23 protein-coding genes are annotated in these 20,929 nt (G+C 74.6%); 4 read left to right on the top strand and 19 right to left on the bottom strand.

The window, feature by feature from the left end; genetic code table 11:
* The first annotated feature begins 96 nt into the window (after positions 1 to 96).
* Positions 97 to 888, top strand: coding sequence for an SDR family NAD(P)-dependent oxidoreductase (locus ACYX4T_RS00980; protein ID WP_476012718.1), 792 nt, complete (start codon positions 97 to 99; stop codon positions 886 to 888).
* Positions 889 to 896: 8 nt separating this feature from the next.
* On the opposite strand, the gene ACYX4T_RS00975 is transcribed toward ACYX4T_RS00980, so the two are convergent.
* The 7 genes from ACYX4T_RS00975 to ACYX4T_RS00945 all read right to left on the bottom strand — a co-directional run bounded on the left by ACYX4T_RS00975 (position 897) and on the right by ACYX4T_RS00945 (position 7,022).
* Positions 897 to 1,232, bottom strand: a complete 336-nt coding sequence (locus tag ACYX4T_RS00975; protein WP_476012717.1) for a thioesterase family protein — start codon at positions 1,230 to 1,232, stop codon at positions 897 to 899.
* A 123-nt stretch (positions 1,233 to 1,355) separates the two neighbouring features.
* A complete protein-coding gene (locus ACYX4T_RS00970) occupies positions 1,356 to 1,916 on the bottom strand; it encodes a gamma carbonic anhydrase family protein (RefSeq protein WP_476012716.1) in 561 nt (186 codons plus the stop codon).
* 39 nt (positions 1,917 to 1,955) lie between these two features.
* Entirely contained in the window at positions 1,956 to 3,215 is a 1,260-nt protein-coding gene (locus ACYX4T_RS00965) for a deoxyguanosinetriphosphate triphosphohydrolase (RefSeq protein WP_476012715.1), read from the bottom strand.
* Between the two features lie 14 nt (positions 3,216 to 3,229).
* Positions 3,230 to 3,919, bottom strand: coding sequence for a YdcF family protein (locus tag ACYX4T_RS00960; RefSeq protein WP_476012714.1), 690 nt, complete (start codon positions 3,917 to 3,919; stop codon positions 3,230 to 3,232).
* The gene (locus tag ACYX4T_RS00955; protein WP_476012713.1) at positions 3,916 to 4,914 is read right to left on the bottom strand and encodes an XdhC family protein; all 999 of its coding nucleotides are present in this window, start codon (positions 4,912 to 4,914) and stop codon (positions 3,916 to 3,918) included. The genes ACYX4T_RS00960 and ACYX4T_RS00955 overlap by 4 nt, the downstream gene beginning before the upstream one ends.
* Positions 4,915 to 5,111: 197 nt before the next feature.
* Positions 5,112 to 6,539, bottom strand: coding sequence for a glycine--tRNA ligase (locus ACYX4T_RS00950; protein ID WP_476012712.1), 1,428 nt, complete (start codon positions 6,537 to 6,539; stop codon positions 5,112 to 5,114).
* Positions 6,540 to 6,689: 150 nt separating this feature from the next.
* Positions 6,690 to 7,022: an antibiotic biosynthesis monooxygenase gene (locus tag ACYX4T_RS00945; protein WP_476012711.1), complete on the bottom strand. Its 333-nt coding sequence runs from the start codon at positions 7,020 to 7,022 to the stop codon at positions 6,690 to 6,692.
* Positions 7,023 to 7,120: 98 nt separating this feature from the next.
* Here ACYX4T_RS00945 and ACYX4T_RS00940 point away from each other — a divergent pair, with 98 nt between their 5' ends.
* From ACYX4T_RS00940 to ACYX4T_RS00930, 3 genes are read left to right on the top strand one after another with little or no spacing between them, the layout of a single operon-like run.
* Positions 7,121 to 7,426 (top strand): hypothetical protein, encoded by a 306-nt coding sequence (locus ACYX4T_RS00940; RefSeq protein ID WP_476012710.1) that lies wholly within the window; start codon positions 7,121 to 7,123, stop codon positions 7,424 to 7,426.
* Positions 7,427 to 7,479: 53 nt separating this feature from the next.
* Complete coding sequence (locus ACYX4T_RS00935; RefSeq protein ID WP_476015155.1) at positions 7,480 to 7,800, top strand: ArsR/SmtB family transcription factor; 321 nt, start codon at positions 7,480 to 7,482, stop codon at positions 7,798 to 7,800.
* Positions 7,797 to 8,219, top strand: coding sequence for a Fur family transcriptional regulator (locus tag ACYX4T_RS00930; protein ID WP_476012709.1), 423 nt, complete (start codon positions 7,797 to 7,799; stop codon positions 8,217 to 8,219). Before ACYX4T_RS00935 ends, ACYX4T_RS00930 begins: the two co-directional genes overlap by 4 nt.
* Positions 8,220 to 8,328: 109 nt before the next feature.
* Here the strand turns inward: ACYX4T_RS00930 and ACYX4T_RS00925 are convergent, their stop codons facing one another.
* From ACYX4T_RS00925 to ACYX4T_RS00870, 12 genes are all read right to left on the bottom strand, one after another.
* Positions 8,329 to 10,158: a BCCT family transporter gene (locus ACYX4T_RS00925; RefSeq protein ID WP_476012708.1), complete on the bottom strand. Its 1,830-nt coding sequence runs from the start codon at positions 10,156 to 10,158 to the stop codon at positions 8,329 to 8,331.
* 238 nt (positions 10,159 to 10,396) lie between these two features.
* Entirely contained in the window at positions 10,397 to 11,227 is an 831-nt protein-coding gene (locus tag ACYX4T_RS00920) for a TIGR03943 family putative permease subunit (RefSeq protein ID WP_476012707.1), read from the bottom strand.
* A complete protein-coding gene (locus tag ACYX4T_RS00915; protein ID WP_476012706.1) occupies positions 11,224 to 12,231 on the bottom strand; it encodes a permease in 1,008 nt (335 codons plus the stop codon). Before ACYX4T_RS00915 ends, ACYX4T_RS00920 begins: the two co-directional genes overlap by 4 nt.
* 144 nt (positions 12,232 to 12,375) lie before the next feature.
* Positions 12,376 to 12,786 (bottom strand): hypothetical protein, encoded by a 411-nt coding sequence (locus ACYX4T_RS00910; protein ID WP_476012705.1) that lies wholly within the window; start codon positions 12,784 to 12,786, stop codon positions 12,376 to 12,378.
* A complete protein-coding gene (locus tag ACYX4T_RS00905) occupies positions 12,783 to 13,562 on the bottom strand; it encodes an isoprenyl transferase (RefSeq protein WP_476015154.1) in 780 nt (259 codons plus the stop codon). Before ACYX4T_RS00905 ends, ACYX4T_RS00910 begins: the two co-directional genes overlap by 4 nt.
* 68 nt (positions 13,563 to 13,630) lie before the next feature.
* Entirely contained in the window at positions 13,631 to 14,551 is a 921-nt protein-coding gene (gene recO / locus ACYX4T_RS00900; protein WP_476012704.1) for a DNA repair protein RecO, read from the bottom strand.
* 99 nt (positions 14,552 to 14,650) lie between these two features.
* Positions 14,651 to 15,553: a GTPase Era gene (gene era / locus ACYX4T_RS00895; RefSeq protein ID WP_476015153.1), complete on the bottom strand. Its 903-nt coding sequence runs from the start codon at positions 15,551 to 15,553 to the stop codon at positions 14,651 to 14,653.
* A 1-nt stretch (position 15,554) separates the two neighbouring features.
* On the bottom strand, positions 15,555 to 16,823 hold the full coding sequence (gene lhgO / locus ACYX4T_RS00890) for an L-2-hydroxyglutarate oxidase (RefSeq protein WP_476012703.1): 1,269 nt from the start codon (positions 16,821 to 16,823) through the stop codon (positions 15,555 to 15,557).
* A gap of 1 nt (position 16,824) precedes the next feature.
* Positions 16,825 to 18,294 (bottom strand): hemolysin family protein, encoded by a 1,470-nt coding sequence (locus tag ACYX4T_RS00885; protein ID WP_476012702.1) that lies wholly within the window; start codon positions 18,292 to 18,294, stop codon positions 16,825 to 16,827.
* A complete protein-coding gene (gene ybeY / locus ACYX4T_RS00880) occupies positions 18,291 to 18,869 on the bottom strand; it encodes an rRNA maturation RNase YbeY (RefSeq protein ID WP_476012701.1) in 579 nt (192 codons plus the stop codon). The genes ACYX4T_RS00885 and ybeY overlap by 4 nt, the downstream gene beginning before the upstream one ends.
* A 23-nt stretch (positions 18,870 to 18,892) precedes the next feature.
* Entirely contained in the window at positions 18,893 to 19,951 is a 1,059-nt protein-coding gene (locus tag ACYX4T_RS00875; RefSeq protein WP_476012700.1) for a PhoH family protein, read from the bottom strand.
* A 78-nt stretch (positions 19,952 to 20,029) separates the two neighbouring features.
* On the bottom strand, positions 20,030 to 20,923 hold the full coding sequence (locus tag ACYX4T_RS00870; RefSeq protein WP_476012699.1) for an alpha/beta hydrolase: 894 nt from the start codon (positions 20,921 to 20,923) through the stop codon (positions 20,030 to 20,032).
* Positions 20,924 to 20,929: the final 6 nt, after the last annotated feature.

Genomic DNA, 20,929 nt, shown 5'->3' with positions numbered 1-20,929 from the left:
CCCGGGGTGTCCCTCGCTCCACCGGGGCGGGGAAGTTCGGCGCGCCGCGGCCGGTTGCTCCCCCCAGCACGTCAGCGACGCCGAGGAGGCACCAGCATGCAGCTCGACCTGTCCGGACGGACCGCGCTGGTCACGGGCTCGACCGGCGGGATCGGGCGGGCGATCGCCGTCGACCTCGCCCGTGCCGGTGCGCGGGTGGTCGTCAACGGCCGCGGGCAGGAGCGGGTGGACGAGGCCGTCGCCGCGGTCCGCGAGGAGACCGGCGGCGAGGTCGTCGGGGTCGCCGCCGACGTCACCACCGCCGAGGGCGCCGCGGCGCTCGCGGCCGCCGAGCCCGACGTCGACGTGCTGGTCAACAACCTCGGCATCTTCGGCGCCCAGCCGGCACTGGAGATCAACGACGACGACTGGCGCCGCTACTTCGAGGTCAACGTGCTGGCCGCGACGCGCCTCATCCGCACCTACCTGCCCGGCATGATCGCCCGCGGCTGGGGCCGCGTGCTCGACATCGCCAGCGACTCCGCCGTCGTCATCCCCGCGGAGATGATCCACTACGGGATGTCGAAGACGGCCCTGCTCGCGGTGTCGCGCGGGTTCGCCAAGGAGGCTGCCGGCACCGGCGTCACCGTCAACTCCGTGATCGCCGGACCCACGCACACCGGCGGCGTCGAGGGGTTCGTCCGCGAGCTGGTCGGCGACGACCTGCCGTGGGACGAGGCGCAGCGCGAGTTCATGGTCACCTACCGCCCGCAGTCGCTGCTGCAGCGCCTCATCGAGCCCGAGGAGATCGCGCACCTCGTCACGTACCTGGCCTCGCCGCTGGCGTCGGCCACGACGGGCGCCGCGGTGCGCGTCGACGGCGGGTACGTCGACTCGATCGTGCCCTGAGCGACGGGTCAGTGGAACGCGGCCCGGTCCACGACGACCCGGTCGATCTCGCCGTCGGCGACGTAGTGCCCGTCGCCGTCGATGGCGCTGACGTCGAAGGTGAGCCGGTCACCCTCGGTGGTCAGGGTGGCGTAGACGTCGACGGCGCCGCCGACCGGCGTCGGGCGCCGGTGCCGCACGCGGATCGCCGCGCCCACGGTGGTCTGCCCCGGTCGCAGGCGCGGGGCGGCCTCGGCCACGGTCTCCGCCTCGAGCCACGCGATCAGCCGCGGCGTCCCGAGCACGGGTACCTCACCGCTGCCCAGGGCGATGGCGGTGTCGTCCTCGCTGACCGTGTACCTCATCGCGGCGATGGTAGGTCCGGGTGCGCCTCCGACGCACGCGAGCACCCGTGGCCGTGGAGCGCACGAGTCCGCGCGGTGGGCGGGACGGGGACGCGGAGGGCGTGAGCTCCGCCCGCGGGGGCGTCAGGTGGTGGCGTCGCGATGCAGGCCCAGCAGGTGGCGGTAGGCCGCGGCGCTCATCGCGATCATCGATCGCTCGTCGTCGGTGGACTCGCGGCGCACCTTGCCCGGCACGCCGGCGACCAGCGAGTTCGGCGGGATCACCACGCCCTGCGACACCACCGCGCCGGCGGCGACGATCGAGCCGCGCCCGATGGTCGCCCCGTTGAGGATGACCGCGCCCATCCCGACCAGGCAGTCGTCCTCGACCGTGCACCCGTGCACGACAGCGCGGTGCCCGACGGTGACGTTGCTGCCGATCGACGCCGGGAAGCCGGGGTCGGCGTGGATCACGGTGCCGTCCTGCACCGAGGTGCCCACCCCCACCGTGACCGCCTCGGTGTCGGCGCGGACCACCGCCGTGTACCAGACGCCGGTGTCCTTCCCGATCGTCACGCGGCCCGCGAGGACCGCGCCCGGCGCGACCCACGCCGCCGCGTCGACCGACGGGGTGTGACCGTCCACGGTGATCAGCTGCACGGCGTTTCTCCTTCGAGTGGCAGCGAACGGGTATCTCGTGCGCATAGAAGCAGCGAACAGCCCGTTCGCTGCCCAGCAGCGGCCTCAGCCCACCGAGCGCGCCTCGCGCAGGCGCGTACACCACCGCGGGACGGCGGCGTCGGTGAGCACGGCGACCTGGTCGACGACGACCCGCAGGCGCGCCGCGTCGTCCCCGGCCGCCTCCCACGCCGGCACGAACGCCGGGTCGAGCGCGCGGGGAGCACCGGCCGCGAGGCGCTCGACGAGCTCGGTGACCAGCGCGCGCTGCTGCGTCTGCACCGCGAGCCGGGCCGGGTCGCGCATCACCCAGCGCAGCGCCGCCGCCTTGAGCACCGCCACCTCGGCGCCGACGGCCGCAGGCACCACGAGGTCCGCGCCGTGCCCGCCCGGCACGACGTCGTCGCCGACCGCGTCGCGGGTCGCCTCGACGGTGCGGGTGACGAAGCGCCCGACGAGCTCGCTGGTCAGGCGTTTGAGCGCGGCGGCGGCGGCCAGCGATCCGTCGTGCGCGCCGTGCGCCGCGGCCGCGCGCACCACCGGCAGCTCGGCGAGCACCCCCGCGGCGTGCTCGAGGTCGGCGGGCGGGGCGGCGGAGAACGCCTCGGCGGCCAGCGCCGCGAGCTCGGCGCGCTCGGTGGGACGACCCAGCCAGGCGAGCACGATGCGCCCGGCGAGGATGCCGTCCTCGAGGTCGTGGACCGAGTAGGCGACGTCGTCGGCCCAGTCCATGATCTGCGCCTCGACGCAGCGCCGGTCGCCGACGACGCCCTCGCGGATCCAGGTGAAGACGCCGACGTCGTCGGGGTAGACACCGAACTTGCGCACCCCGGGGCGGCGCTCCCACGGGTACTTGAGGCACGCGTCGAGCACGGCGCGCGTGAGGTTGAGCCCGCGGCAGCGGTCGTCGTCGAGCACCTTGGGCTCGAGCCGCGTGAGGATCCGCAGCGTCTGGGCGTTGCCCTCGAACCCGCCGCAGTCCCCCGCGAGCGCGTGCAGGGCCCGCTCGCCGTTGTGCCCGTAGGGCGGGTGGCCGATGTCGTGGGCGAGGCCCGCGGTGTCGACGACGTCGGGGTCGGCGCCGAGGTCCTCGGCCATCCCGCGCCCGATCTGCGCCACCTCGAGCGAGTGCGTCAGGCGGGTGCGGGGCACGCCGGTGACCGCGACGTCCTCGTCGGGCCCGACGACCTGCGTCTTGCCGGCGAGGCGGCGCAGCGCGGCGGAGTGCAGCACCCGGGCCCGGTCGCGGGCGAACGGCGAGCGGCGGTCGCGGCCAGGCTTGGGCGCCTCGTCGAACAGGCGCGCCGCGCGGCGCCCCGCGTCCACGGCTAGCTCCACGGCTAGCCCAGCCCGGGGTCGGAGAAGTCCGGCGACCCGTGCGTGAGGTGGTAGTACAGCAACGCCCCGGTCTCGCGGACGATGTAGCGGAACTGGGTCTCGCGCGTCTGCACCACCGGTCCGCGCTTGGTCGGCGACGTCGTCGCCTCGAGCCCGACGTCGTCGGCCATGGTGCGCGAGCGCAGCGAGTGCCACGGGTCGCTGACCAGCACCGCCGAGCGCCACCCGCGCGCCTCCGCGACCGCGGCGACGGCCTCGAAGCTCTCGTAGGTGTCGCGGCCCTCGTCGACCGGCAGCAGCGCCTGCCCCGGCACGCCGTTCTCGACGAGCCACTGCTCGCCGGCCTGCGCCTCGGTGAACGCGTCGCCCGCCGCGGCCCCGCCGACCGTGACGATCCGTGGCGCGACACCCTCCTCGTAGAGCTCGAGGGCGTGCTGCAGGCGAGCGCGGAACACCGGCGACGGGCGCCCGTCGTACTGCGCCGCGCCGAGCACGACGATCATGTCGACCGGCTGGCGCTCGTCGACCCGGCCCAGCTGCCAGACGCGCACCGCGGTACCGCCGACGAGCAGCAGGGCGACCACGACCGCGCCGACCACCACCCGCGGCGCCCAGGCCAGCGCGGCACGGGCCGTGCCGCCGGTGTCGTCGGTGGTGGCGTGTGGACCGGCGTTCGGACCGGGGCGGTTCATGCGCCGATCGGTCCGGCCGCCCGGCCCAGGGCCGACGGATCGCGGCCGCTGCGCACCGCGAGCACCTCGCCGACGATCGAGACCGCCGTCTCGGCCGGGGTGCGGGCGCCGAGGTCGAGCCCGACGGGGCCGTGGATGCGCGCCAGCTGCTCCGCGGTGACCCCGACGGCGAGCAGGCGCTCGCGCCGCGCCGCCTGGGTGCGCCGCGAGCCCAGGGCGCCGAGGAAGCCGCGCCCGGAGATGCCGGTGCGCAGGACGGCGTCGAACGCGGGGTCGTGGTCGAGCAGGACGAGCACGTCGGCGTCTGTGAACGCGGCGACGGCGGCGTCGGCCTCGGCGACGGTGTCGGCGCGCCGCGCGGTCCACCCGAGCAGCGCGCTCTGGGCGGCCAGGGCGTCGGCGATCGCCCCGCCACCGACCACGACCACCGTCGGCACCGGCACCCACAGGTCGACGAGCACGTCCGCGCCGTCCTCGAGCACCACCCGCTCGGTGGCCGTGGCCCCCCGGCGCAGCAGGCCCCGCACGTGGGCGGCTGCGGCCGCGTCCACCGCGGCGAAGCCCAGCGAGCCCTCGACCACGTCGAGCTCACCGCCGGTGATCGCCAGCGACGCCGACCCGTCCGCACGCGTCACGAGCGCCGCCGGCACCCCGGCCACGAACGCCTCGGCGAGCGCGCGGGCCGGCGCGGCGTCGAGGGGGTGGCCCAGCAGCGTCGCCCCGCCCGCGCAGGCGAGCCCGGCGGCGACCGCGGCGTCCTCGGCCACGTGGGCCTCGACGACCTCCGGCCGGGCGCGCGCCTCCGTCGCCAGCGCGGTGGCGCGGTCGTCCAGGGCGCCGCGCAGCAGCTCCCCGCCGAGCGCGCCGTCGGCGCCCGCGACGAGCAGCTGGCCGGGCTCGACGGTGCCGAACCCGTGCCGGTCGAGCACGCGGACCACCGCCCGCGCCTCGTCGCCCCGCGCCAGGACCGCGGCCACCTCGCTCAGGTCGCTCACCCGTCCCAGCGTAGGCGAGGCCCCCGACCATGCCTGGCCGCCGGGCCGGGGTGGTTGCAGCGAACGCGCCGTTCGCTGCTTCTACGCGCGTGAGGTCCCCGTTCGCGAACGGAGGAGGCGTGCATCGCGATCGCGAACGGGGAGTTCGGACGCCTAGAAGCGGTGAGATACCCGTTCGCTGCGGAAGACCCGGCGGCTCAGCAGCCGATCAGCCGGGCCGCGAGGTAGGACTCGAGCTGGTCGAGGGACACGCGCTCCTGGGTCATCGCGTCGCGGTGCCGGACCGTCGCGGCCCGGTCGTTCAGCGAGTCGAAGTCGACCGTCACGCAGAACGGCGTGCCGATCTCGTCCTGGCGGCGGTAGCGGCGGCCGATGGCGCCGGCGTCGTCGAACTCGACGTTCCAGTGCTTGCGCAGGGTGGTCGCGACGTCGCGCGCCACCGGCGAGAGGTCGGCGTTGCGGGAGAGCGGCAGCACCGCGGCCTTGACCGGCGCGAGGCGCGGGTCGAGGCGCAGCACCGTGCGCTTGTCGACGCCGCCCTTGGCGTTGGGCGCCTCGTCCTCGGTGTAGGCCTCGAGCAGGAACGCCATCATCGGGCGGCCGACGCCCGCGGCCGGCTCGATGACGTAGGGCCGGTAGCGGGAGTCGGTCGCCTGGTCGTAGTAGCTCAGGTCGACGCCGCTGTGGTTGGTGTGGGTGGTGAGGTCGAAGTCGGTGCGGTTCGCGATGCCCTCGAGCTCGCCCCACTCCTGGCCGGCGTTGAACTGGAACCGGTACTCCACGTCGACGGTGCGCTTGGAGTAGTGGGAGAGCTTCTCCTTGGGGTGCTCGTAGTGCCGCAGGTTGTCCGCGGCGATCCCCAGGTCGGTGTACCACCGGGTGCGTTCGTCGATCCAGTACTGGTGCCACTGCTCGTCCGAGCCCGGCTCGACGAAGAACTCCATCTCCATCTGCTCGAACTCGCGGGTGCGGAAGATGAAGTTGCCCGGCGTGATCTCGTTGCGGAAGCTCTTGCCGATCTGGCCGATGCCGAACGGCGGCTTCTTGCGCGCGGCGGACATGACGTTGGCGAAGTTGACGAAGATGCCCTGCGCGGTCTCGGGCCGCAGGTAGTGCAGGCCCTCCTCGGACTCCACCGGGCCGAGATAGGTCTTGAGCATCATGTTGAACTCGCGCGGCGCGGTGTACTCCCCGCGCACGCCGCAGTTCGGGCACGGCACCGTCGACAGGTCGTAGCCGACCTTGCCCTCGGCGTCGACGGTCTCCAGCGACGGGCCGCCGGTGCGCTCGCTGAAGTCCTCCGCGAGCTGGTCGGCGCGGAAGCGCCGGTGGCAGTTGGTGCACTCGACCAGCGGGTCGGTGAACACGTCGACGTGGCCCGAGGCCACCCACACCTGGCGCGGCAGGATCACGCTCGAGTCGAGGCCGACGACGTCCTCGCGGCCGGTGACCATCGACTTCCACCACTGGCGCTTGATGTTGTCCTTGAGCTCCACGCCCAGCGGGCCGTAGTCCCAGGCCGACCGGGTCCCGCCGTAGATCTCCCCGGACGGGAAGACGAAGCCGCGGCGCTTGCAGAGGTTGACCACGGTCTCGATGCGGGCGCTGCCGGTGGGGGTGGGCACGGTGGTACTCCGGGGATCGTGAGGTGTCGCTGGGTGGCGTTGTCGTGGCGGACGTCGTCGTGCTGGGCGCCGTCGTGATGGCACTGTCGTGCGGGTGCACCCAGCGTAGCGAGCGCACCAGCGGCGGCCGTCGGGCGGCGGCGCCCCCGGCTACCGGTCGCTGAGCAGGCTCGGGTGCTCGGTGACGCCGTCGGGACCCGCGACGAGCGCCCGCTCGTGCGCGGCGGGCTCGTCGGTGAGCGCCTCGGAGAGCAGCGGCACCACGTGCTCGCGCACGTCGAAGGGCTGCAGGGCGCGCCGGTACGCGGTGACGGTGGCGAAGCGGGCGGCGAGGACCCAACGGCCCGGTTCCTCGATCGCCCGGCCGAGGTCGACGCCCTCGCAGCCGGGCTGGGCGGCGAGCAGGGCGACGGCGCGCCGGGCGCGCTCCAGGAACGCCGGGGCTTCCCCCGCGGCCGGCGCGAACCGGCAGACCAGCAGCATCCGGAGTCCTCCCCCGAAGGTCGACAACGGATGCCATTATCGGAGGGACAACGTCGGGGTGCAGGCCCCGTCGGCGGAGGCGATGCCGGGAGGAAGCGGTGAGCGCTCGCGGACCGGGACGGACGCGCACGCCCTTCACCGGGCGGCGCGGCCGGATGCTGCCCGGCGAGGGGCCGCTGGCGCGCGTGCCCGCGGTCGCGGTGTTCGCCGCCGTGGTCGTCGTGTTCGCCGTCGGTGTGATCGTCGGCGGGGTGCCCGGCGCGATCCTCCTGGGGCTCCTCGCCGCGGGCGTCGCGGTGCTGCTGGCGGCGACCTGGGCGCGGCTGCGTCCGAGCGAGCGGCTGGTGCGCGTGCTCGTCCTCGCCGTGCTCGTCGCCATCGCGCTCGGGCTGGTGCTGCGGTGACGGCGCCGTCGCGGTCCACGGTGGGTGTGTCCGACGCCCTGCACGAGGCGCCCCTGACCGGGTCGGGGCCGCCCGGCCCCGAGACGCCAGGCTCGACGGCGCTCGTGGCCGCCGGCGACCTGCTGCGCGCCCTCGCCGCGCCGGTCCGGATCGCGATCGTCCTGCAGCTGCGCAGCTCGCCGCGCTGCGTCCACGAGCTGGTCGACGCCCTCGAGGTGACCCAGCCGCTGATCAGCCAGCACCTGCGGGTGCTCAAGGCCGCGGGCGTGGTGCGCGGCGACCGGCGGGGGCGCGAGGTCGTCTACCGCCTCGTCGACGACCACCTGGCGCACATCGTCGTCGACGCCGTCGCGCACGTGGAGGAGGAGTCGTGACGACCTCCGGTTCCCGCACGCCGTCGGTGCCGGGCCTGCGCGCCACGCGGCAGCGCGCGGCGATCGCCGGCCTGCTCGACGAGCTGCGCGACTTCCGGTCCGCCCAGGAGATCCACGAGGAGCTCCGCCGCCGCGGCGAGGGCATCGGCCTGACCACGGTGTACCGCACCCTGCAGGCGCTCGCCGACGCCGACGAGATCGACGTCCTGCGCACCGGCACCGGCGAGGCGTCCTACCGCCGCTGCTCCGAGCACCACCACCACCACCTCGTCTGCCGCGTGTGCGGCAGGACCGTCGAGGTCGAGGGCCCGGCCGTCGAGCACTGGGCCGACCGCGTCGCCGCCGAGCACGGCTTCGCCGAGATCTCCCACACCGTCGAGATCCTCGGCGTCTGCGCCTCCTGCCGCGCCGCGGGCTGAGCGCACCCGTCGTGGCGGGGGGTGGCCGCGCGCGCACGCCCCCGGCACGCCGAGAGCCGGGCCCCGCGCGGGGGCCCGGCTCTCGTCGGTGGTGCTGATGACGCGCTGACTACTCGCGGTCGGCCGAGGGACGCCCGGCCGCCTCGGGGCGAGGACCGGGACCGGTGTCGACGACCTCGGTGCCCGACGGGTCGTCGTCCTTCGGCGTCGTCCGGTGCCGCGCTGCCTGCGCGCGGGCCTCGTCCGGGTCCGCGGGCACGGCCGGGGTCTCCCCCGTCGAGAACGGGTCCCGGACGCCGTAGATGTCGGCGTAGGTCGGGCCGCTGGAATCACTCGAGCGCTGGCGGGACTTCGGCGTCGGGAAGGCCTGCACGTGCAGGTAGAAGTCCTCGCCGTGCTTGTCGGTGCCGTGGTCGACGGCCTGCTCCATGACCTCGAGGCCCTTGCGCTCGCGCAGGATCACGGGGTCGTGGTTGAGGTCGCGCATGAAGGCGACGCAGAGGAACACCATGATCACGACGAACGGCGCCGCGACCAGAATGGTGAGGCTCTGCAGGCCGGACAGCGCGTCCTCGCCGCCGACGAGCAGCATGATGATCGCCACCGCGCCCATCACGCAGCCCCAGAAGATGACGACCCAGCGGGAGGGCTCGTCGGTGCCGCGCTGCGAGAGTGTCCCGGTGACGATGGACGCCGCGTCGGCGCCGGACACGAAGAAGATCGCCACCAGCACCATCACGAGCAGGCCGGTGAACGTCGCCCACGGGTAGGCGCCGAGCACGGCGAACAGCTGGTCCTGCGTGTCGGCCGCGGCCGGGTTGAGTCCCGCCTGCTGCTGGCTGATCGCGGTGCCGCCGAAGATCGCGAACCAGACCAGGCTCACGAGGCTGGGCACGAGGATCACGCCGCCGACGAACTGGCGGATGGTGCGCCCGCGGCTGATCTTCGCCAGGAACATGCCGACGAAGGGCGTCCAGGAGATCCACCACGCCCAGTAGAAGACCGTCCAGGAGCTCAGCCACTCGAGCATCGCCTCGCCGCCGGTGGCCTCGGTGCGCCCGACCATCTCGGCCCAGTCGCCGATGTAGGCGCCGATCGCGGTCGGGATGAGGTCGAGGATGATCACCGTCGGGCCGACGACGAACAGGAACAGCGCCAGGACACCGGCGAGCACCATGTTGATGTTCGAGAGCCACTGGATGCCCTTGGCGACGCCGGACACCGCCGAGAGCACGAACGCCGCGGTGAGCACGACGATCAGTGGGACGAGCACCTCGTTACCTGCCCCGGGCAGGAACCCGGTGACGTCGAGGCCACCGCCGATCTGCAGGGCGCCGAGGCCGAGCGACGCGGCGGAACCGAAGATCGTCGCGAAGATCGCGATGATGTCGATGACGCGACCGACCGCGCCGTTGGCCGCCTTCTCGCCGATGAGCGGGATGAAGGCGGAGCTGATCAGCTGGCGACGGCCCTTGCGGAACGTCGAGTAGGCGATGGCGAGACCGACCACCGCGTAGATCGCCCACGGGTGCAGCGTCCAGTGGAACAGCGAGGTGGCCATCGCCGTGCGCAGGGCGCCCACCTGGTCGCCGGGTACGACCGAGCCGGGCGGCGGCTCGGTGAAGAACGACAGCGGCTCGGCGACGCCGTAGAACATCAGGCCGATGCCCATGCCGGCGCTGAACATCATCGCGATCCACGAGACCGTGCGGTACTCGGGCTGCTCGTCGTCATGACCGAGGCGGATGCGCCCGAAGCGGCTGAACGCCAGCCAGAGCGCGAAGGCCACGAAACCGGTGGCGGCGAGGATGAAGCCCCAGCCGCCGCCTCGGATGACGCCGCTGAGCATCGTGCTGGAGACGGTGCTGAGGCTCTCGGTGCCGAGGACGCCCCAGCCGACGAAGACGACGGCCAGCGCCGCGCCGACCCCGAAGACCACCCAGTCGGTGCCGTGCTTGCGGTCCGCCGCGCTTTCGGCCGGGACGTCCGGTTCGCCGCCCGGCGGACCGGCGGAACCCGGTGGTGACGAGAAGATCCTGTGTCATCGCGAGTCGCGCCTCCCCGGCCTCGAGAGACGCCTCTCCTCTCCGCATGGTGGACCGACGCGGGAGTCTACGGGTGGTTCCGACGGATCATCCCGCTTTCCGACGATCGAGGTCGCGACGCCGCGTTCCGGGTCAGTATTCGTACACCGGTTCGGGTGTGGCAACCAGCGACGACGATGTCACCGTGAGTGTCGGGACGTGGCCGTCCGAGGCGGTGCCCGTCCCGGGGACGACGCGACCGCGCACGGCGACCCACCGATCACCTCCCGCACCTCCCTCGCCACCTCCCTCGCCACCTCCCTCGCCACCTCCCACGTCACCGCCCTCGCCCGAACCGCCCGGTCCGACCCCGTCGAGCAGGCCTCGGGGGTCGGCGAGGTGGACCCGCACGGCCGAGGCGTCGGCGGCGCAGCAGGTGATCACGAGGCGCGCCAGGTCGACCGGCGCGGTGCCTCCGGGCCGCGGCGTGGTGGCCGGCACGAGGAAGCCCGTCACCGTGACGTCACGGGTGGTGATCACCCCGTGCGGGTCGGCGGCGGCGCGCGAGACCACCTCCAGCAGTCCCAGCGCCGGCGCATCGCCCGGCGGCAGCGGATCGTCGGGCACCGCGGCCACCGGCGCGGCGCGTGCCCCCGGCCCGCCGACCGCCGCCGAGCCGAGTGCCGGCGGCACCACGAGCAGCAGCGCGAGCACCGGCAGCACGAGCATCCACGCGGCCGACCCGGCGCGCTCGCCGTGCCCGTGACCCCCGTGGCCGCCCTGGCCTTCGCCGTCCCCGACCGGCAGCCCCCGCAGGTCGCGCACGAGCCCCACCACCGCCACCGCGACGAGCACCACGCCGGCGAGCAGCACCGGCGTCGCCGACCACGGTCGCACGTAGCGCAGGTACGACCCGTCGAGCACGATCTTGACCAGCACCCCGCCCACGAGCACCAGCAGCACGTGCTGCGTGTCGCGGCTCATCGCGGGCCGCCGAGGACCAGCAGGCCCGCGCCCAGGGCGCACGTCACCGCGACCACGAACGTCAGCGGCGCGAACCGGGCCGCGAACGCGCGCCCGAACGCCCCGGCCTGCAGGGCGACGAGCTTCACGTCCACCGCCGGCCCGACGACGAGGAACACCAGGCGCGGCAGCAGCGGCAGCGCCGCGAGCGACGCCGCGACGAACGCGTCGGCCTCGCTGCACAGGGCGAGCAGCACCGCCAGCACCGCCATGACGGCGACGGCGAGCACGAGGTGCCCGGCGAGCCCGTCGAGCCAGCTCTGCGGGAGGACCACCGTCATCACCGCCGCCGCGAGCCCGCCGAGCACGAGGAAGCCGCCGGCGTCGACGACGTCGTGGCGCGCGGTCTCGGCGAACACCGCCCACCGCGGCGTCCCGTCGTCGGGCGGCGGGCGGCGCACGCGGGCGGCCATCCACTCCGCGCGCCCGAACCGGCTCCACAGCCAGCCCACGCCGACCGCGGTGGCGGCCGACCCGAGCAGGCGCGCGAGGACCATCTCGGGGTGGTCGGGGAACGCGACGGCCGTCGCGACCAGCACGACCGGGTTGATGGCCGGCGCGGCGAGGAGGAACGCCAGCGCCGCGGCCTCGGGCACGCCCTGGGCGACCAGCCGGCGGGCCACGGGCACGGACGCGCACTCGCACCCCGGCAGCACCAGTCCCGCCGCACCCGCCACGGGCACGGCGAGGGCCGGGCGCGCGGGCAGCACCCGGCGCAGCACCGCGGGCGACACCCACGCCGCGATCGCCCCCGACAGCAGCGTCCCGAGCACCAGGAACGGCAGCGCCTGCACGCACACCGCGACGAAGACCGTCGCGGCCGTCCGCACCACCCCGACGTCGAGCAGCCCCACGAGCGGGCCCTGCAGCGCCGTGGCCGCGAGGAGCGTCCCGCAGAGCACCACGAGCGAGCCGGAGCCGCGCCACGTCGCGCGGGGCGCGTCGGTCGGTCGCGAGGAGCTCACGAGCCGTGATGCTCCCAGCCGATCACCGCGCCCTCACAGGCCCGGCTCCGGTCCAGGGGACAGGTGGGCGGGGTGGGGACGGACGCGGGCGACGCCACGCCGGGCACTGTGCCGGACGTCGTAGCGGCGGGGGCCGACCGGCGCTCACTCGCCGGGGACGAGGTCCTCCCGGACCTGCTCGGCGGTCGACACCACGAGTCGCAGCAGCGTCCCGAGCGGCCCCACGGCGAGCCCCTCGGCCGGGAAGGCGTAGCGCAGGGTCACGTCCCAGCCCCGGTCGGTCGCAACCGCGCCGAGCGTGCCGAACAGCCCCTGACCCGCGCGTTCGGCGACCAGCCGCGGGGTCTGCGCGTCGGTGAGGTCCCAGGCGACGACGCAGGTCAGGCTCAGCACGGCGAGCCCCTCGACCAGCTCGACCCCCTGGATCGCGCACGGCACGGCGCCGCTGCGGAACGACAGCGCGCCGTCGTCGTCCACGTGCACGTCGACGAACTGCTCCATCGCCTCGCGGGCGGTGATGAGCAGGCTCGCGGTGGTGGCGGCCTCACGGCTCACGAGGTACCGGTCCCTTCGGCTCGGTCCATGGCGCCGCCGTAGCGACGGTCGCGCCGGGCGTAGATCTCGCACGCCTCCCAGAGGTGGCGCCGGTCGAAGTCGGGGAAGAGGGTGTCGAGGAAGACCATCTCGGCGTAGGCCGACTGCCAGAGCAGGAAGTTCGACGTCCGCTGCTCCCCCGAGCTGCGCAGGAACAGGTCGACGTCGGGCATGTCGGGCTCGTCGAGGTGGCGGGCGAGGGCCTTCTCGTCGATGCGCTCGGGGTCGAGCTCGCCGCGCGCCGCCCGCCGCGCGAGCTCCCTCGCGGCACCGACGATCTCCGCGCGCCCGCCGTAGTTGACGCACATGGTGAGGGTGACGACGTCGTTGTCGCGGGTCATCTCCTCGGCGGTCTCGAGCTCCTTGATCACGCTGCGCCAGAGCCGGGGTCGCTGCCCCGACCAGCGCACGCGCACACCCATCGCGTGCATCTCGTCGCGACGACGGCGGATGACGTCGCGGTTGAAGCCGAGCAGGAAGCGCACCTCGTCGGGGCTGCGGCGCCAATTCTCGGTGGAGAAGGCGTAGGCCGAGATCCACTTGACGCCGATATCGATGCAGCCGCGCACGACGTCGAGCAGCTGGCCCTCGCCCTGCCGGTGGCCCTCGATGCGCGGCAGCCCGCGCTGGTTGGCCCAGCGTCCGTTGCCGTCCATCACCAGCGCGACGTGGTTCGGCACCAGCTCGCGCGGGATGGCGGGCGGGGTGGCGCCGCTGGGGTGCGGGGTCGGCGCCATCACCGTCGGGTCGTCGCGGCCGCGCAGCGGACGGTGCGAGCGGCCGCGGTCGGGGCGCATGCGGGGGCTCACCGGGCGACCTCGGGGGTCGGAGGTGCCGGTTGCGACCGAAGGGGCCCTTCGCTCGACACCTCGCCGACCTCGTCCCGGCGAAGGGAACCCACGGCCGGCTCTTCCGCGCGAGGGGGCCCTTCGCTCGGCTCGTCGAGCTCCAGCCCCGACCCCGCCGCGAGGTCCACGCGCGGCACGCCGCCGCGGCGGTCGACCAGGGGCAGCGAGCGCAGGGTGCGCTCGAGGTGCCACTGGAGGTGGGCGGCGACGAGGCCCGCGGTGTCGCGGCGGGCGGCGCCGTCGGTGCCCTCGGCCGTGGCCCAGTCGCCGTCGCGCAGGGCCTCGAGGAGCCGCCAGGTCGGCTCCGACGGCACCACGGCGCCCGACGGCCGGCAGGGCTCGCACACCGCGCCGCCCGCGGGCACCGAGAAGCGGCGGTGGTACGGCACGCCCTCGGTGCCGCAGCGGGCGCACTCGGTGATCGCCGGTGCCCAGCCCGCGATGACCATGGCCCGCAGCAGGAACGCGTCGAGCACGAGGTAGGGGTCGCGGGTGCCGCCGGCGAGCCCGCGGAGCGCGCCGACGAGCAGCAGGAACAGCTCGCGGGCGGGTTCGCCCTCCTCGGAGGTGAGCCGGTCGGCGGTCTCGAGCAGGGCGCAGCCGGCGGTGTAGCGGGGGTAGTCGCCGGTGAGCCCCCCGCCGAAGGCGTCGAGGGTCTGCACCTGGGTGACGATGTCGAGGCTGCGCCCGGTGTGCAGCTGCAGGTCCACGTGGCCGAACGGCTCCAGCCGCGCCCCGAACCGCGAGCTCGTACGCCGCACGCCCTTGGCGACGGCGCGCACCTTGCCGTGCCGGTGGGTCAGGAGCGTGACGATGCGGTCGGCCTCGCCGAGCTTCTGCAGCCGCAGCACCACCCCGGTGTCGCGATAGAAGCCCACGCCCTCATCGTCGCACCCCGCCCCGACCCCGGCAGCCACGGCGTGTCGCGCCGCGAGGATGTGGCGATCCTGGCGTTGAACGCCAGCGATGCCGCATCGCTAGAACCCCAGGCGGCGGAGCTGGCGGGGGTCGCGCTGCCAGTCCTTGGCGACCTTGACGAACAGGTCGAGGTGGACCTTCTCCCCCAGCAGCGCCTCGATCTGGCGGCGGGCCTCGGTGCCGACGTGCTTGAGCCGCGAGCCGCCCTTGCCGATCACGATCGACTTCTGGCTGTCGCGCTCGACGAAGATCTCGGCGCGCACGGTGAGGACCTTGCCCGGCGTCATCTCCTCGACGACCACCGCCAGCGAGTGCGGCAGCTCGTCGCGCACGCCCTCGAGCGCGGCCTCGCGGACGAACTCGGCGATCAGGGTGGTCTCGGGCTCGTCGGAGAGCTCGCCGGAGGGGTAGAGCGGCGGACCGGGAGGCATGCGCGCGAGCAGGAGGTCCGCCAGCAACGAGACCTGGTGGCCCGACGACGCGGACACCGGGACGATCTCGGCGAACTCGTGCCCGAGCGTCTCGCCCAGGCCCTGCAGCGTCAGCAGCCGCTCGGCGATCACCTCGGGGCGCACGAGGTCGGTCTTGGTGAGGATGCCGATCACCGGGGTCTTCGCGGTGACCTTCGCCAGCTCGGTGGCGATGAACCGGTCGCCCGGCCCGACCTCCTGGTCGGCGGGCACGCAGAAGCCGATGACGTCGACCTCGGCCCACGTCGTGTGCACCACGTCGTTGAGCCGCTCCCCCAGCAGCGTGCGCGGGCGGTGCAGGCCGGGGGTGTCGACGAGCACCAGCTGCCCGTCCTCGCGGTGCACGACGCCCCGGATCGCGTGCCGCGTCGTCTGCGGGCGCGACGACGTGATCGCGACCTTCGACCCGACCAGCGCGTTCGTCAGCGTCGACTTCCCGACGTTCGGCCGGCCGACGAAGCAGGCGAACCCCGAGCGGAAGCCGTCGGCGATCTCAGGCGTCGACACTCTTGCCCTCCAGCCGCGCCACGATCTCGCGGCCGATCGGCAGCGCCGCCGTCGCCGCGGGCGAGGGCGCGTTGAGCACGTGCAGCACGCTCGGCCCGCCTCCGGAACCCGACTCGGCGTCCCCGTCCTGCACGAACAGGAAGTCGTCCACGAGCGACCCGTCCGGCCGGACCGCCTGCGCCCGCACCCCGGCGCGCCGGGCGACGTCGTGCGGCGGCCGCAGGTCGCCGGCGGTCACGCCGGGCAGCATCCGCGCCACGGCCGCGGCCATCGCGCGTCGCGACAGCGACCGGTACATCTCCCCCAGCCCGTAGCGCCACTGCTTCCCCGCGAGCGCCAGGAAGCCGGGGGCGGTGAGCGTGCCCGCGAGCTCGCGCAGCCGCAGCGTGCGCCAGTCGTAGCCCTCGCGCGCCAGGGCGAGCACGGCGTTCGGGCCGACGTGCACCGACCCGTCGACGCCGCGGGTCGCGTGCACGCCGAGGAACGGGAACGCGGGGTCGGGCACGGGGTAGACGAGCCCGCGCACGGCCTCGCCGATCGGCCCGACCAGATCGGAGTACTCGCCGCGGAACGGCACGATGCGCACGCCCGGGTCGAAGCCCGAGGCGCGGGCGATCTCGTCGGAGCGCAGGCCCGCGCACACGACGACCTGGCCGGCGACCAGGTCGCCCCGGTCGGTGTGCACGACGGTGTCGTGGCGGCGCCGCTGCACCGACCGCACGGCCCGTCCGGTGTGCAGGACCGCGCCCCGCTCGACGGCGAGGTCGGCGAGCCTGCGGGTGATCGCCCCGTAGTCGCAGATCCCCGTCGACGGCACCCAGAGCCCGGCGATCGCGGCCACTGCGGGCTCGCGCTCGCGGACGCCGGCCTCGTCGATCTCGTGCACCTCGACGCCGTTGGCGCGGCCACGCCGGACCAGCTCGGCCATCCGCGGCAGCTCGGCGGCGTCGGTGGCGACGACGACCTTCCCGCACTCCTGGTACGGCAGCGCGTGCTCGGCGCAGAACTCCTTGGTCTCCGCGCACCCGGCGACGGCCAGCCGTGCCTTCAGCGAGCCCGGCGCGTAGTACAGCCCGGAGTGGATGACGTTGGAGTTCCGGCCGGTCTGGTGGGTGGCGGGGGTGTGCTCGCGCTCGACGAGGGCCACCGACGTGTGTCCCGCGGCGAGCAGCTCGTGCAGCACCGCGAACCCGACGATGCCCCCGCCCACCACGACGACGTCGTGGCGCGGGCTGGGCGCCACGGGCAGGCTCACGTCAGCCACGGTCGTCCTCTCCGTCGCGGGCGCCGGGGCGGGCTCCGGCGGGGGCGAAGTCGCCCTCGGCCCGGTCGGCCGGGTCGGCGGGGTCGGCACGGTCGGTGTCCCCCGCATCCTCTCCCGCATCGTCGCCCGTCGACGCCGCGGGTCCGGCGGCCGGGGCCTGGTCACCGGCGGGCTCCGCCTCCTCGCCCGGCGCGCGCCACACCAGCAGGCTCCGGATGCGCATGCGGCCCCGGGCGTCCTCGCCGCCCTCCGCGCGCAGGCGCAGCCCGGCGATCTCGGCTTCGGCGCCGGGCAGCGGCACGCGCCCGAGCCGCTGGGCGAGCAGCCCGCCCACGGTGTCGACGTCCTCGACGTCGAACTCGGTGCCGGTGGCCTCCTCGAGGTCCTCCACCGGCAGCCGGGCGGCCACCCGCCAGGTGTGGTCGTCGACGTGGTCGAGGGGGCGGTGCTCGGCGGCGTCGTACTCGTCGGTGATCTCCCCGACGATCTCCTCGAGCAGGTCCTCGATGGTCACCAGGCCCGCGGTGCCGCCGTACTCGTCGACGACGAGGGCCATGTGGTTGCGGTCGCGCTGCATGTCGCGCAGCAGGGCGTCGGCGCGCTTGGAGTCGGGCACGAAGTTGGCGGGCCGCATGACCTCGCCCACCGCGCCCGGCGCGTCGGCCGGCGCGTCGTTGTCGACGGTGCGCCGCACCAGGTCCTTGAGGTACACGACGCCGACGGTGTCGTCGACGTTCTCGCCGATCACGGGGATGCGCGAGTAGCCGCTGCGCAGCGCGAGGGCCAGGGCCTGGCGCACGGTCTTCTCGCGCTCGATCCAGACGACCTCGGTGCGCGGCACCATGACCTCGCGGACCCGGGTGTCCCCGAGGTCGAACACCGACTGGATCATCGCGCGCTCGTCGTCGTCGACCAGGCCCCCGCGCTCGGCCATGTCGACCATCTCGCGCAGCTCGACCTCGGACGAGAACGGTCCCTCGCGGAAGCCGACGCCGGGGGTCAACGCGTTGCCGACGACGATGAGCAGCGACGCCAGCGGGCCCAGCAGGCGCGCGAGCAGACGCACCGGGCCGGCCACGCCCAGCGCCATGCCGTAGGGGTGCTGGCGGCCGAGCGTGCGCGGCCCGACCCCGATGAGCACGTACGACACGAGCACCACGACCAGCCCCGCGACCAGCAGCGCGAGCCAGTCCGGCCCGATGAGCTGCAGGGCCACGAACGCACCGAGCACGGTCGCGGCCGCCTCGCAGGTCAGCCGCAGCAGCATCAGCAGGTTGAGGTGGCGGGGGCGGTCGGCGACGATCGCGGCCAGCGAGCGGGCCCCGGTCGCGCCCTCGCGCACGAGCCCGTCGACCCGGGCCCGCGACACGGTCGAGATCGCCGCGTCGGCGGCCGCGAACACCCCGGCGAGCGGGACGAGGAGGACCGCGGCGACGAGCTGACCGATCAGCTCGGGGGTCACGACGAGGCGCCCGGCTCGTCCAGGCCGACGGTGCCGAGCAGGCGGTCGTCCTTCGCGCGCTCCCGCGCGGTGCGGGCCGCGGCGGCCGCGCGCTCCCGCGCGGCGCGCTCGGCCTCGGCGCGGGCGGCGCGCCAGTCGGCGAGCAGCTCGGCCTGCAGGCCGAACATCTGGCGCTCCTCGTCGGGCTCGGCGTGGTCGTAGCCGAGCAGGTGCAGCACGCCGTGGACGGTCAGCAGGTGCAGTTCGTCCTCCAGACCGTGCCCGGCGGCCGCGGCCTGGTCGGCGGCGAACGCGGGGCAGAGCACGATGTCGCCGAGCAGCGCCGGGCCCGACGACGGCGCGTCGGGGCGGCGCGCCGAGTCGTACTCGTCCATGGGGAACGACATGACGTCGGTGGGTCCGGGCTCGTCGAGCCAACGCTCGTGCAGCTCGGCCATGGGCTCCAGCTCGATGAGCATGATCGAGAGCTCGGCGAGCGGGCTCACCCCCATGCGGTCGAGGGCGTAGCGCGCGACCTCGACGATCGGGCCCTCCGCCACCTCGACGCCGGACTCGTTGGCGATCTCGATGCTCATGGGGGCCTCGTCGGTGGGGTGGGTCATCGTCCTCGGCGCTCGCGGTTGCGCGGTCCGACCGGCGGCCCGGTGCGCGGGGCGTTGGACACGGCCTGGGGACGCCGCTGCTGCTGGGCCGCGTCGTAGCGGCCGTAGGCGTCGATGATGTCGGCGACGAGCCGGTGGCGCACGACGTCCTGGCTGGTCAGTTCGGCGAACTCGACGTCGTCGACACCGTCGAGGATGTCGCGGACCACCCGGAGCCCGGACGTCGATCCACCCGGCAGGTCGACCTGGGTGACGTCACCGGTGACGACCATCTTCGAGTTGAAGCCCAGTCGGGTGAGGAACATCTTCATCTGTTCCGGCGTCGTGTTCTGGGCCTCGTCGAGGATGATGAAGGCGTCGTTCAACGACCGACCCCTCATGTAGGCCAGAGGGGCGATCTCAATAGTTCCTGCGGCCATGAGCTTTGGTACGGATTCCGCGTCGAGCATGTCGTGCAGCGCGTCGTACAGCGGCCGCAGGTACGGGTCGATCTTCTCCGAGAGCGTGCCGGGCAGGAACCCCAGCCGCTCCCCGGCCTCGACCGCGGGGCGGGTCAGGATGATCCGGTTGACCTGCTTGGCCTGCAGCGCCTGCACGGCCTTGGCCATCGCCAGGTAGGTCTTGCCGGTGCCCGCCGGGCCGATCCCGAAGACGATCGTGTTGACGTCGATGGCGTCGACGTAGCGCTTCTGGTTGAGCGTCTTGGGCCGGACGGTGCGCCCGCGGCGGGAGACGATGTCGAGGCTGAGCACCTCGGCGGGCGACGGCGGGCCGTCACCCTCGCCGTCCTCGTCGCGCAGCATGCGCACCGAGCGCCGCACCGCGTCGGGGTCGATCTGCTGGCCGCGGCTGGCCAGGACGACCAGCTCGGCGAACACCCGCTCCGCGAACGCCACGTCGGCGGGCTCGCCCGAGAGGGTCAGCTCGTTGCCGCGGACGTGGACGTCGGCGGCCAGCAGCCTCTCGGCCTCGCGCAGGTTCTCGTCGCGCTTGCCCAGGAGCGCCAGGAGCGCCGCCTCCGGCACCACGATCCGGGAGGTTCCGTCACCGGTCACGTGCTGAACAGTCCTGCTTCCTCGCCGTCGGTCCTTGACACGATCCTAGCGCCACCGCGGGGGTGACCGGGGTGCCGCTCACAGCAGCCCCTCGACCTCCTCGCGCACCACCGCCCACGCGGGCCGGTCGGGGTCGATCACCGCGAAGTGGTCGACGCCGGGCAGCACGCGCAGGCGGGCGTCCCCACGGGCCGCGGTCGCGGCCGTGACGTAGCGCTGCGACTGGTCCACCGGCACCACCGTGTCCGCGTCCCCGTGGACGCACACCACGGGTGCCGGCGCGGGCACGAGGGCCGCCGGCGAGGCGAGGGCGTAGCGGTCGGCGACGGTGTCGGGGCGCCCGCCGAGCAGGTCGACCACGGCGCCGCCGCCGAGGTTCGCCGCGGCCCCGGCGACGAGGTCGAGCACCCCCGCCTGACTCACCGTGCCGACGGGGCGCACCCGCGGGTCCGCGCCCGGGCGGCCGGTGTCGAGCCGCTCCCGGCTCGCGGCCCAGGTGACGAGCTGCCCGCCCGCCGAGTGCCCGAGCAGCACGACGCGGTCGAGGTCGAGGCGCCCGCCCGCGGCCTGCTGGACCGGGCCGGCGAGCAGGTCGACGGCGTCGGCGACGTCGGTGAACGTCGCGGGCCAGCCCCCGCCCGCCCCGACCCGTCGGTACTCGACGTTCCACGCCGCGATCCCGCGGTTGGTGAGGTCGACCGCGAGCGGCGTGCCCAGCTCGAGGCCGTACGCCGCGCGCCAGTAGCCGCCGTGCACGACGACCACCACGGGCACCGGCCCCGAACCGGGCGGCAGGTGCAGCACGCCGAACTGCGCGGGGTCCTTGCCGTAGACCAGCGTCCGCGGTGCCGGGGTGCCGGGCTGGGTGGGCGGGATGACGACGTCCCCGGCCGGGGTGCCCACGCGGCTGCAGGCGGCGAGGGCGGCCACGCCCGTCAGCCCCAGCGCGCCCAGGAGCGACCGGCGCGCCATCCTGAC

Source organism: Actinomycetospora sp. ABD4_176, assembly GCF_056311855.1.
This window is presented reverse-complemented; position numbering and strand designations above follow the sequence as displayed.